This is a genomic window from Paraburkholderia sp. FW306-02-B, assembly GCF_058782725.1.
Window position 1 is genome coordinate 3,118,741 of record NZ_JBYSXZ010000001.1, and the last position, 11,628, is coordinate 3,130,368.

General features: G+C 63.7%; 10 protein-coding genes. 5 read left to right on the plus strand and 5 right to left on the minus strand.

The window, feature by feature from the left end; genetic code table 11:
* Positions 1-26: 26 nt before the first annotated feature.
* From AC3WOG_RS13830 to AC3WOG_RS13840, 3 genes are read right to left on the minus strand one after another with little or no spacing between them, the layout of a single operon-like run.
* Complete coding sequence (locus AC3WOG_RS13830; RefSeq protein WP_492578532.1) at positions 27-1,082, minus strand: ABC transporter substrate-binding protein; 1,056 nt, start codon at positions 1,080-1,082, stop codon at positions 27-29.
* A gap of 12 nt (positions 1,083-1,094) precedes the next feature.
* On the minus strand, positions 1,095-1,931 hold the full coding sequence (locus AC3WOG_RS13835; RefSeq protein WP_492578533.1) for a class II aldolase/adducin family protein: 837 nt from the start codon (positions 1,929-1,931) through the stop codon (positions 1,095-1,097).
* An 11-nt stretch (positions 1,932-1,942) separates the two neighbouring features.
* A complete protein-coding gene (locus AC3WOG_RS13840) occupies positions 1,943-3,022 on the minus strand; it encodes an LLM class flavin-dependent oxidoreductase (RefSeq protein WP_492578534.1) in 1,080 nt (359 codons plus the stop codon).
* A 122-nt stretch (positions 3,023-3,144) separates the two neighbouring features.
* Here AC3WOG_RS13840 and AC3WOG_RS13845 point away from each other — a divergent pair, with 122 nt between their 5' ends.
* Both AC3WOG_RS13845 and AC3WOG_RS13850 read left to right on the plus strand, forming a co-directional pair.
* Positions 3,145-3,333: a hypothetical protein gene (locus tag AC3WOG_RS13845; protein ID WP_492578535.1), complete on the plus strand. Its 189-nt coding sequence runs from the start codon at positions 3,145-3,147 to the stop codon at positions 3,331-3,333.
* An 808-nt stretch (positions 3,334-4,141) separates the two neighbouring features.
* Positions 4,142-5,137 (plus strand): LLM class flavin-dependent oxidoreductase, encoded by a 996-nt coding sequence (locus AC3WOG_RS13850; RefSeq protein WP_492578536.1) that lies wholly within the window; start codon positions 4,142-4,144, stop codon positions 5,135-5,137.
* Positions 5,138-5,197: 60 nt separating this feature from the next.
* On the opposite strand, the gene AC3WOG_RS13855 is transcribed toward AC3WOG_RS13850, so the two are convergent.
* The gene (locus tag AC3WOG_RS13855; protein WP_492578537.1) at positions 5,198-6,307 is read right to left on the minus strand and encodes an alpha/beta fold hydrolase; all 1,110 of its coding nucleotides are present in this window, start codon (positions 6,305-6,307) and stop codon (positions 5,198-5,200) included.
* A gap of 477 nt (positions 6,308-6,784) precedes the next feature.
* Here AC3WOG_RS13855 and glgC point away from each other — a divergent pair, with 477 nt between their 5' ends.
* From glgC to pdxY, 3 genes are all read left to right on the plus strand, one after another.
* Complete coding sequence (gene glgC, locus AC3WOG_RS13860) at positions 6,785-8,050, plus strand: glucose-1-phosphate adenylyltransferase (RefSeq protein ID WP_492578538.1); 1,266 nt, start codon at positions 6,785-6,787, stop codon at positions 8,048-8,050.
* A gap of 105 nt (positions 8,051-8,155) precedes the next feature.
* Positions 8,156-9,616, plus strand: coding sequence for a glycogen synthase GlgA (gene glgA / locus AC3WOG_RS13865; RefSeq protein WP_492578539.1), 1,461 nt, complete (start codon positions 8,156-8,158; stop codon positions 9,614-9,616).
* Between the two features lie 278 nt (positions 9,617-9,894).
* A complete protein-coding gene (gene pdxY, locus AC3WOG_RS13870; RefSeq protein ID WP_492578540.1) occupies positions 9,895-10,764 on the plus strand; it encodes a pyridoxal kinase PdxY in 870 nt (289 codons plus the stop codon).
* 572 nt (positions 10,765-11,336) lie between these two features.
* Here pdxY and AC3WOG_RS13875 read toward each other — a convergent pair.
* Positions 11,337-11,612, minus strand: coding sequence for a DUF4148 domain-containing protein (locus AC3WOG_RS13875; RefSeq protein ID WP_492578541.1), 276 nt, complete (start codon positions 11,610-11,612; stop codon positions 11,337-11,339).
* Positions 11,613-11,628 lie beyond the last annotated feature (16 nt).

The following is an 11,628-nucleotide window of genomic DNA, read 5'->3' on the forward strand; positions in this document are numbered from 1 at the left end:
GAGTGACAGAAATCGGGGAAGCCGGCTCAGGCGCCGTGGGCGAGCGCGGCGTTGAAGGTGTCGGTCCACAGCGGCGCGACATCGACGCGCCGGTCGATCACCGCCGCGTGCGCGAAGGTATCGGCAACCTGCTGCTCGCTCGCGATGTCCGCCGCCGTGATGCCGGTGATGCGGCGCGCCTGGCTCTGGTTGCGATACAAGGACAGAATTGCTTCTTCCGGCACGCGCAGTTCAGCGGACAACACCTTCGCGTACGTGTCCTGGTGCTGGCCGAACCACGTGCAGGCGCGTTGCAGCCGCACCAGCAGATCGGCGGACGCGGCGCGCCGTTGCGGGTCGGCCAGCACCGCCGGATGACCGTAGTACAAATAGTTGCCGGACAGATAACCATTGGCGTTTTTCAGCACGCGCGCGCCGGCTTGCGAGATCGCGAGCGGCACGTTGTAGCCGTAGATCGCCCATGCATCGAGCGAACCGGCATTGAAGGCGGCAAAACCGTCGCGCGGCGCGAGCGACGTCGCCTGGATATCGCTAAACGACAGCCCTGCTTCTTCGAGCATGCGCAGCAGGTAGTAATGCGTGGTGGTCGCGCGCAGATAGCCGACGCGCTTACCCTTCAGATCGGCGATCGAGCGGATCGTGGAGCCCTTCGGCACCAGCACGACCTGGTTGTTGACGTCATCTTTGTAGACCGCGATTACGCGCATCTGGGCGTTCTGCAGTCGCGCGAAGATCGGCGGAATCTCGCTGCCCGAGGCGATATCGAGCGAGCCGCCGTTCATCGCTTCGACCATCGCGTTGCCGGACTGGAATTCGGACCAGTCGATCGTGTAAGGCGTATCCGCGAGGCCAGCCGTTTTCAGCAGCGTGGCGTCGCCGCCTTTGTAGGTCGCGACACGCAGACGGACTTTGCTGAGGTCGAGGTGCGAGTCGTTGTTCCCGGTTGCGGCAGACGCGGCTTGCGCTGCGGCTGGAACCAGGCTCGTGCTTGCGCCGAGGAATGCCACGGCGCCCGCGGCCGGCAATGCGGACATAAGCCGGCGGCGCCGGAGCGAAACCGGCGGGTCGAAACGTTGGGTCATGTTGGGAAGCGCTCAGGTCAGTACATCGGGCTCGGCTTCGACAAGCCCTTCCAGCAGGCTCTCGAATGCAAACAGCGCGCCGCCTGGGCGGCCCACCTGCTCGTGCGTGAGCGTCGCGACATTGTGTGGAATCGCTTGCGGCGTGCCGGCGGCTTCGGCGAGCAATTGCGCGTGGCAGGCGTTATCGAGCGCGATGTACCACCATGCTGCGGCCTCGACGCTCGGACCCGCCGTCAGGACACCGTGATTCTTCAGGATCACCGCCTTACGCTCGCCCAGCGCCGCCGCGATGCGCGCGCCCTCATCGGTATCGAGCACGACGCCGCGAAAATCGTCGAACAGCGCGTGGTCCTGATAGAACGCGCAGGAGTCCTGCGTCAGCGGATCGAGCGTGCGGCCGAGCGTCGACCACGCTTTGCCGTAGAGCGAATGCGTGTGCGCCGCCGCGACCACATCGGGGCGCGCCTCATGAATCGCCGCATGAATCGCGAAGGCCGCCTGATTCACAGGCCCCTCGCCGACGACGATCTCGCCCTGCGCATTCACCAGCAGCAGATCGGACACGCGGATGCGGCTGAAGTGCTTGCCGAACGGATTGACCCAGAAGTGATCGGGCCATTCCGGATCGCGTGCGGTGATATGACCGGCGAGCCCTTGATCGAAGCCGTAGCGCGCGAACAGACGAAACGCCACGGCGAGGCGTTCTTGCCGATGGCGGCGTTCATCCGCGATGCTTTCGCGCGGCGGCAGGTCGTCGAACCAGAATTTGCGTATGGGTTTGTGGCGCTGGAGTGTCGGCGCCTTGCCCGCAGACGTGTTTTTGAGGACGGCGACAGACAGATCGGTCATTGGGGCTCCGTTCAGGCGGCCACGCGCTCGACGCGCGCGATCCGTTCGCGGGTGGCCGGAATCAGTTCGCGGCCGTAGTCGATGGCGTCTTCGAGCGGATCGAAGCCGCGCACGAGGAAGGTCGACACGCCGAGCGCGTAATACTCGGCGAGCGTATCGGCGACCTGTTCGGGCGTGCCGACCAGGGCGGTCGAATTCGAGCGCCCGCCGATTTCCCTGGCGATGCCGGTCCACAGGCGTTCATCGACGCGATCCGATTCACCGGACGCCGCCAGCAGACGCCGCGCGCCTTCGCTTTGTGCCGGCCCGCCGACGCCGAGCCCTTGAGCCGCGCGCAGCCGGCGGGTTTCTTCGAGGATGTGATCCGCGCGTTCCCAGGCGGCGGCTTCGGTGGCGGCGAGAATGGGCCTGAACGACACCGAGAAGCGCACTGTACGGCCGTGCCTGGCGGCTTCGGCGCGCACGCGGGTGACTTGTTCGCGCACTTGCGCCTTCGATTCGCCCCAAAGCGCGTAGACATCCGCGTGACGGCCGGCGATTTCGAGCGCGGGCGCCGACGCGCCGCCGAAGTACACGGGGATATGCGGTTGCTGGACCGGCTTCACTTCGGAGAAGCCTTGTTCGAAGCGGTAGTACTCGCCCGCGTGATCGAAGGGTTTATCTTCGGTCCAGATGCGGCGCAGGATGTGCAGGTATTCGTCGGTGCGGGCGTAGCGTTCGTCATGCGAGAGGTAGTCGCCATCGCGGCGTTGTTCGGCGTCGTCGCCGCCGGAGATGATGTGGACTGCCAGGCGGCCGCCTGAATAGTGATCGAGTGTTGCCAGCTGGCGCGCGGCGAGGGTCGGCGCCACGAAGCCGGGGCGATGGGCTAGCATGAAATGGATTTTTTCTGTGACGCTGGCGGCGCGGGCTACTGTCAGGAGCGCGTCGGGGCTCGTCGAATGATGCGGCACGAGGATGCGGTTGAAGCCCGCTGTTTCGTGCGCGCGGGCGAATTGTTCAATGTAGTTGATGTCGATGCTCGGGCCTTGTGGCGCGTGGGTTTCAGACACCTTGCGGGTCTGGATCATGCCGATGAATTCGATTGACACTTTTGTGTCTCCCAGGTGGTTTTTTTGCCCGACGGGGCGGTGGCTTTCTTTTGCTTTTGCTGCTGCGGATGCTGCTCTGTTCGAGCGATTAAGGTAGCAGCGCTACATGCAGTTGTTAAATATTGATCGGCCATATCTATATCGGTTTTGCATGTATCGGGTTTTTGGTTTTTCTTGCCTGCGCGGCGCTGTGGGTGTGTGCCTACGGCGGTGGTTTTTTCTTTTGTTTTTGGTTTATTAGCGTTCCCCCTGTGCTGTTTGCCTGCTCGGCGCTTTTTGGCTGTGTGCCTGCGGTGGTGGCCTTTCCTTGATTTGTTAGTGGTCTATTAGCGTCGCCCCTGTGCGGGGCAGGCACTTACTTTCTTTGCCACCGCAAAGAAAGTAAGCAAAGAAAGCGGCTTCACACCGCCAATTCTTAAGCGGGTCCCTTGGCTTGGAGGAGGTAGTGGAACATCTGGAATCAGTGTTCTCGCACATTCAGCGCGGGTGACAAGACAGTCATTCTTCCGGCGGCGCTGCGCGCGCCGTGGCGGTACTTCTCAAAACCGATGGGGCGTACGCGCCTCCAGCATCATCCTTCCCGCCTCGCACTACGTGCTCGCCGGACCGGCCTGCAAGGGAAACTAGTGAGTACTTCTCTGCGCCGCGGGAGCCATCGGCTTCGCCTCGGCGAAGCGCCCAAACCGTCAGCCGGCTTGATGAAGTACCGCTGCGGCGCGCGCAGCGCCGCTGGAAGAATGACGGCCTTGTCACCCGCGCGGAGTGTGCGAGAACACCGATTCCAGATGCGCCACTACCTCCTCCAAGCCAGGGGACCCGCTTAAGAATTGGCGGTGTGAAGCCGCTTTCTTTGCTTACTTTCTTTGCGGCGGCAAAGAAAGTAAGTGCCTGCCCCGCACAGGGGCGACGCTAATAGACCACTAACAAATCAAGGAAAGGCCAACCCCGCAGGCACACAGACAAAAAACCGCCGAGCAGGCAAAAAACCCTAACCACTCGCTCCGCGAAAATAAACCCGTTCCACGAACGTGGACATCATCATCCGATCAGCAAAAAACCAAAACCTTTGCCACAATGCCCCATCGCGCGAAAGCGCAAAAAACAGCAATTGAACAGAACATGATCCCCTTCTCGGTCCTGGACCTATCGCCAGTCACCGCAGGTGCCACCCCAGCTGAAGCATTCAAAAACACGCTAGACCTGGCGCAGCATGCGGAAAATTGGAACTACCACCGCTACTGGCTAGCGGAACACCACAACATGACCGGCATCGCCAGTGCCGCCACCTCGGTGGTGATCGGCTACGTCGCCGGCGGCACCCAAAAAATCCGCGTCGGCTCCGGCGGCATCATGCTGCCCAACCACGCTCCGCTAGTCATCGCAGAACAATTCGGCACCCTCGCCTCGCTCTACCCGGATCGCATCGACCTGGGCCTCGGCCGCGCACCCGGTACCGATCAGACCACCGCCCGCGCGCTGCGCCGCGATCTGCAAAATAGCGCGGAGTCGTTCCCCGACGACGTCGTCGAGTTGCAACGCTATTTCGCCGACCCCGTGCCGGGCCAACGCATTCGCGCCGTGCCAGGCGCCGGTCTGCATGTGCCGCTGTGGCTGCTCGGCTCGTCGCTCTACAGCGCGCAACTCGCCGCGGCGCTCGGTCTGCCATTCGCGTTCGCGTCGCACTTCGCGCCCGATCACATGCTCACCGCGCTGCGGCTCTATCGCGCGCAATTCCGGCCGTCGGCGACGCTCGATAAACCCTACGCCATGGTCGGCGTCAATCTGTTCGCCGCCGATACTGCCGCCGAAGCGCAGCGTCTCTTCACGTCGCTGCAACAGCAGTTCATCAACCTGCGCCGCGGCACGCCCGGCCAGTTGCAGCCGCCAGTCGACCGGCTCGAAGCAGCGGAAATGGAGTTAACCAGCGTCGCGCATTCGCTCGCTTGCACCGTGCTCGGCGATCGCGATGCGGTCCGCGAAGGCCTGCTGTCGGTGATCGAACAAACCGGTGCGGACGAGTTGATGCTGACCGCGCAAATCTACGATCACGCAGCCCGCCTGCGATCGTTCGAAATCGCCGCGCAAGTGCGCGAGGAATTGATCGGCAGCAGGTAACAAAAAGGGCGGCTCGCGGCCGCCCTTCTTCTCGTTGATCGCCCGAGTCCTGACCGGGGCTCAGCGGTTCGCCGGCACCGCCGCCAGGCCGTCGAGCAGCGCCCGATGAAACGCCTGCGGGTCCTGCATCTGCGGCGCGTGTCCCAGCGCCGCGAATTCGACGAGCGTAGCGTGCGGAATCGCCTTCGCCGTGGCCTTGCCCAGTTCCGGGTAATGGCCGATCTTTGCGCGTACCTCGGGCGACGCCACATCCTTGCCGATCGCCGTGGTGTCCTTCTGACCGATCAGCAGCAGCGTCGGCATCGTCAACTGGCCCAGTTCGTACACCACCGGCTGCGTGTCAATCATGTCGTACAGCAGCGCGGAATTCCACGCGACGATCTGTTTGCCGGGGCCACGGTACATCCCCGCCAGCATCTGTACCCACGGTTCATAGTCCGCGCGCCACTGGCCCGCGTAGTAGGTCGACTGCTCGTAGCGGCGGATGCCGTCAGCGGTGGTCTTCAGTTCGCGCTCATACCATTGGTCGACCGATAGCGACGGCACGCCCTTCGCTTTCCAATCCTCGAGCCCGATCGGGTTGACGAGCACGAGTTGCTGCGTCTCGTGCGGATACATCAGCGCATAGCGGATCGCGAGCATGCCGCCGGTCGAATGGCCGATCACGGTCGCGTCGGTCACGCCGAGCGATTCGAGCAGCGCGTGAGTATTGCGCGCCAACTGCTGAAAACTGTACTGATAGTGCTCAGGCTTGCTCGATTTGCAGAAACCGATCTGGTCGGGCGCGATCACGCGGTAGCCGGCGTCGCTCAGGCGCCGGATCGTCGTCTCCCAGGTCGCCGCGCAGAAGTTCTTGCCGTGCAGCAACACCGCCGTGCGGCCGTTGGCGTGCTCCGGCTTGATGTCCATGTACGCCATATGCAGCGCCACGCCTTGCGAGGTGAAGTCGTATTGCTCGACCGGCGCCGGATAGTTGAAGCCCTGCAACTCGGGGCCGAAAGCGGGACCGCCGTTGCCGGCGGCGCCAGTGGCGGCACTGGCAACGGCCGGACTGGCGGCGCTGGCCGGCATGGCGGTCGAACCGGCCGGTGCAGCCGCAAAAACGGCCGGCGCGGCGGCAAGCGCGCAGGCGCTCAACACGGCGAACAAAGAATAGCGGCGCAAACTCATCGAGAGGATTTCTTGCAAAGAGAAAGCAAAGGAAAACGTGCGGGCCGCGCGCCGGCAGCCGCGCTCAAGCCCCGTTCACGAGCCGACGATTCTACGACGCGCCGCCGGACTCCGCTGCCGCGCGCGCATGCTCGTGGCGGCATCGGCTGGTTTGGCACGCATATTGCTTTGGGCCGCCGCACATTCTATGTGTCGTGGCGCACGGATGCGTCGCGTGCAAGGGTCGATCGTGCGCAAGGTGGGAGCGCGAGCGGCATCCGCACAATTCAGACTACGCGCCCGCGGCAAATCGGTGCTAGAACTAGCAGACGGAGCCAAAAAAACGGAGCCGTCAGGCAGCACGATCCAGAAACGGGCAGGAAAGCGAACTAAAACCAGCACAACGGCTAAAACCAGCGGCCAGAACCACCGGCAAGAACCACCGGCAAGAACAAGTCCAGCATGGCCATCCGGGGGATACAAACCAAGGAGACAGACATGGAAAGTCCGGCACGCCTGAACGATCTGCAACGCACCACCCTCGCCATCGTCCTCGCGGGCGGACGGGGCACGCGGCTCGGGCCGCTCACCAACAAGCGCGTCAAACCGGCGGTGCACTTCGGCGGCAAATACCGGATCATCGACTTCGCGCTGTCCAATTGTCTGAACTCCGGCATCCGCCGCATCGCGGTAGTCACGCAATACAAGGCGCATTCTCTGCTGCGCCACCTGCAGCGCGGCTGGGGGTTCCTGCGCGGCGAATTCAGTGAATTCATCGACCTGTGGCCGGCGCAGCAACGCGTGGAAGGCGCGCACTGGTATCGCGGCACCGCGGACGCGGTGTTCCAGAACCTCGACATCATCCGCTCGATCGGGCCGAAATACGTCGTGGTACTGGCGGGCGATCACATCTACAAAATGGATTACACGCGGATGATCGCCGATCACGAGCAAAGCGGCGCGGATTGCACGGTCGGCTGTATCGAAGTGCCGCGCATGGACGCGGTGGCCTTCGGCGTGATGGCGGTGGATGAAAAACGCCGCGTAACCGGCTTCGTCGAAAAACCGGCCGATCCGCCCGCGATGCCAGGCCACCCGGATAAAGCGCTCGCCAGCATGGGCATCTACGTGTTCAACGCCGACTACCTGTACACGCTGCTCGAAGAAAACATCTCAAGCGTCGATACCGATCACGACTTCGGCAAGGACATCCTGCCGCGCGTGGTCACGCAAGGGATGGCGATCGCGCATCCGTTCAGCATGTCGTGCGTTTCGTCGGACCCGAGTGTGGAGCCGTACTGGCGCGACGTCGGCACGATCGACGCCTATTGGGCCGCCAACCTCGACCTCGCCTCGACGATCCCGACGCTCGACCTGTACGACCGCAACTGGCCGATCTGGACGTATCAGGAGCAATTGCCGCCGGCCAAGTTCGTACGCGACATGAAAGGCCTGCAGGGGACCGGCAACAATCTGATCGTGTGCGGCGGCTGCGTGATCTCCGGTTCGCAGATTTCGCGCTCGGTGCTGTCGTCGAATGTGAAAGTGAATTCGTTCTGTAACATCAATGAGGCAGTCTTGTTGCCGCAAGTCACGGTCGGTGCGAGTTGCCGGCTGCAGAAGGTCGTGATCGACCGCGGTTGCACGATTCCGGACGGCACGGTGATCGGCGAGGATCCGGTGAGCGATGCCGAACGCTTCTACCGTACCGACGACGGCGTCGTGCTAGTCACGCCCGAGGCGCTCAGGCAGAAGGCGAGTTGAGCCTCGGGTCGTTGGCGAATGCGCGGACGAATGCGTGGACGATTGAAGCGCCGCCCGCGTCGCGGCTGAACGAAATCCCGCACTAACAGGAATGAGACAGAGCCTATGACGATTCGCGCCCTGCACGTCGCAAGCGAGCTGTATCCCCTACTGAAAACGGGCGGTCTCGCCGACGTCGCGGGCGCGCTGCCGCCCGCGCTGATCGAGCACGGCGCCGATGTACGGGCGCTGCTGCCCGGCTTCCCCGCGGTCGCCGCCGGTCTGACCGACTTGCGCACAGTGGCGCAACTGGGCCGCCGCTTCGATGCGCCCGCGGTCACACTCGAACAGGGCACGCTGCCGTCGAACGGCCTGGCGGTCTACATGATCCGCGCCGACACGTTATACGACAGGCCCGGCAATCCCTATCTGAACGACGAACACGTGCCCTACGGCGACAACGCGCAGCGCTTCGCCCTGCTCGGCTGGGTCGCCGCGCAACTGGCGCAGCAACTCGATCCGGCGTGGTCGCCGCAGATCGTCCACGCGCACGACTGGCACGCGGGGCTCGCGCCCGCCTATCTGAAGGCAGCCGAACGCCAGCATGGCCGCTCCTTCGCGCGCAGTATCTTCACGGTGCACAACCTCGCGTATCAGGGCATTTTTCCGGCCCATCAGTTTGGCCAACTGGGCCTGCCGGACGACTTCTTCAACATGCACGGCATCGAGTTCTACGGGCAGTTGTCGTTCCTGAAAGCGGGCCTCTACTATAGCGATCGCATCACCACCGTCAGCCCGACCTACGCGCGCGAAATCCAGACGCTCGCCCAGGGCGGCGGACTCGACGCGTTGCTGCGCCATCGTTCGCACGACTTGAGCGGCATCCTGAACGGCGTCGACTACACCGTCTGGAACTCCGCCACCGACCAACTGCTGGTGGATCACTACACGGCTACGCGGTTGGCCGGCAAACAGGCGTGCAAGGAAGCGCTGCAAAAGCGCTTCGGCCTCGCACCGAAAAGCGATGCGCTGCTATTCGGCGTGGTGAGCCGGCTGACCGAGCAGAAAGGCCTCGACCTGCTGCTCGCCGCGCTACCCGAGATCGTCAAGCGCGGCGGCCAGCTGGTGGTGTTCGGCACCGGCGACCCAGCGCTCGAAAACGGCTTGAAACGCGCCGCGCACGCCCATCCGGAAGCCGTCGCGGTCGAACTGGGCTTCGATGAAACACTGGCGCATACGATCGTCGCGGGCAGCGACGTGATCGCGGTGCCGTCGCGCTTCGAGCCGTGTGGGCTGACGCAGCTCTATGCGCTGGCTTATGGCTCGCTGCCGCTCGTGCATTGCGTCGGCGGCCTGGCCGATACGGTGGTCGACGCGTCGCTCGAAAATCTCGCCGACGATCTCGCTACCGGCTTCGGGTTCGAACGCTTCGAACCGCAAGGACTGTCAGCGGCGATCCGCCGCGCGTTCGCGCTCTACGACCGGCGCACCGAATGGAAAGCGACGCAGCGGCGCGCGATGCGCCAGGACTTCGGCTGGGGCGCATCGGCCGAGCAGTATCTCGCGCTGTATCGGGAACTCGTTTAAAGCCGTTTTGCGCTCGGCCTCCGCCCGCGCTTTGCCCGACCGCCCCGCTGCCGATGCGTTTGATGGTTCGACGCAACAACGCGGGGACGGATCAACTCGGGCGCGGCAAACTCATGGCAAACTCATGTATTGTTTCCTGACTATGCAGGCCGCGCATTTTTCTTGCATAGTCTGAAGCAATCATTGCGCAACAAGCGCCCGGCCAAAGCCGGTTCGCTACTGCGGCGCAGCCTCCCCGTTCTCAACCATCGCGCATCACGGCTTGCGCGAGCCGAACCATGACGAAAAACGTTCTGAGCATCCAGTCACATGTCGTGTTTGGGCACGCCGGCAACAGCGCGGCGGTGTTCCCGATGCGCCGGCTCGGCGTCAACGTCTGGCCGCTCAATACCGTGCAGTTCTCGAATCACACGCAATACGGCCATTGGAGCGGCAGCGCGATCGACGCATCGCAGATGGAGGAGCTCGTCGAAGGGATCGGCGCGATCGGCATGCTGCCGCGCTGCGACGCTGTGCTGTCCGGCTATCTGGGCACGCCGGAGCAAGCGCAATCGGTGCTGGAGATCGTCAAGGCCGTGAAGGCCGCCAATCCGCGTGCGTGGTACTTCTGCGATCCGGTGATGGGTGCGGCGAGCGGCTACAAGGTCGAGCCGGGCATTCAGGAATTCCTCGTGCGCACGATGCCGGAGATGGCCGACGCGATGGCGCCGAACCACTTCGAGTTGCAACGGCTGGTGGGCCGCGAGATCGAGACGCTCGAAGAAGCCGTGGACGCCTGCCGCGAGGTCATCGCCCGCGGGCCCAAGCTCGTGCTGGTCAAGCACCTGCTCGATCGCAACAGCCCGGCCGACCGGTTCAACATGCTCGTCGTCACCGAGCGCGAAGCATGGATGGGTCAGCGTCCGCTCTATCCGTTCGCGCGGCAGCCGGTCGGCGTCGGCGATCTGACGAGCGCGGTGTTCGTCGCGCGCACGCTGCTCGGCGATTCGATTCGCGCGGCGTTCGAGCACACGCTGGCCGCTGTGAATGCGGTGGTCAAGGCGACCTGGCAGGCTGGACGCTACGAGCTCGAACTGGTTGCCGCGCAGAACGAAATCGCGCAGCCGCGTGAGTGGTTCGATGCGTGGGTGGCCGCTGAGACGGCCTAGGAGCGGCCTGGATCGAGCGAGGGATCGTGTCTGGCAATCTCGTTGTCGCGCGCTGCAGGACGTGTCGTTGTGGTGCGCGTCGGTGGCGCGGTATGCTGCTTTGGCACCTGGCTCTTTGCCTGCGGCGTTGGCCTTTCCTTGTTTTCTTATTGGTTTATTAGTGTTGCCCCTGTGCTGTTTGCCTGCTCGGCGCTTTTTAGCTGTGTGCCTACGGCGTTGGCCTTTCCTTGATTTGATATTGGTTTATTAGCTTTCCCCCTGTGCGGGGGGGCACCTACTTTTCTTTGCCGCCGCAAAGAAAAGTAGGCAAAAGAAAGCGGGCTTTAAACCGCTAATGCTAAGCGGGTCCCCCGCGCAGTCACGGTAGTGGCGCGATAAACGGACGATCCCTCGCGCAGCCAGCGACAGTGACCAGGCAGTCATCCGTTCCGGCGACGCTGCGCGCGCCGGAGCGGTACTTCATCAAACCGTACGCCGGTTTTTCGCACCTTGGCACCTTGGCACCTTGGCACCTTGGCACCTTGGCACCTGGCGCCTCAGAAGCGGGGCGCTACTCGTCGATGCAGTCGACGTCAGTTGCTGGTCGAACCCACGCCCGGCTGATTGGCCACTTTGGCGGCGCTGGCTGCGGCGGCCGCCCGTTGCGTGCGCAGCGCGACAACCTTGCGCGTTGCTTGAACGGCCTCCTCCGGGTAGCCCGCGTCGCTGAACTCATAGCCGACCGCCTTATAGTCGGCCAGCTCGGCTAGCACTTCCGCCCGCGTCAGTCCCGCCGCCTGCGCCGACGATGCGCCAACAGCCGTGACACCCAGCAAACCGACACACAGCGACACCCAAACAACCTTCATCACGATTCTCCGATTG

Coding starts and splice junctions, on each gene's coding strand:
- glgA (WP_492578539.1), top strand. CDS start 8,156: ATGACGATTCGCGCCCTGCACGTCGCAAGCGAGCTGTATCCCCTACTG.
- pdxY (WP_492578540.1), top strand. CDS start 9,895: ATGACGAAAAACGTTCTGAGCATCCAGTCACATGTCGTGTTTGGGCAC.
- AC3WOG_RS13850 (WP_492578536.1), top strand. CDS start 4,142: ATGATCCCCTTCTCGGTCCTGGACCTATCGCCAGTCACCGCAGGTGCC.
- AC3WOG_RS13855 (WP_492578537.1), bottom strand. CDS start 6,307: ATGAGTTTGCGCCGCTATTCTTTGTTCGCCGTGTTGAGCGCCTGCGCG.
- AC3WOG_RS13835 (WP_492578533.1), bottom strand. CDS start 1,931: ATGACCGATCTGTCTGTCGCCGTCCTCAAAAACACGTCTGCGGGCAAG.
- AC3WOG_RS13875 (WP_492578541.1), bottom strand. CDS start 11,612: ATGAAGGTTGTTTGGGTGTCGCTGTGTGTCGGTTTGCTGGGTGTCACG.
- AC3WOG_RS13830 (WP_492578532.1), bottom strand. CDS start 1,082: ATGACCCAACGTTTCGACCCGCCGGTTTCGCTCCGGCGCCGCCGGCTT.
- glgC (WP_492578538.1), top strand. CDS start 6,785: ATGGAAAGTCCGGCACGCCTGAACGATCTGCAACGCACCACCCTCGCC.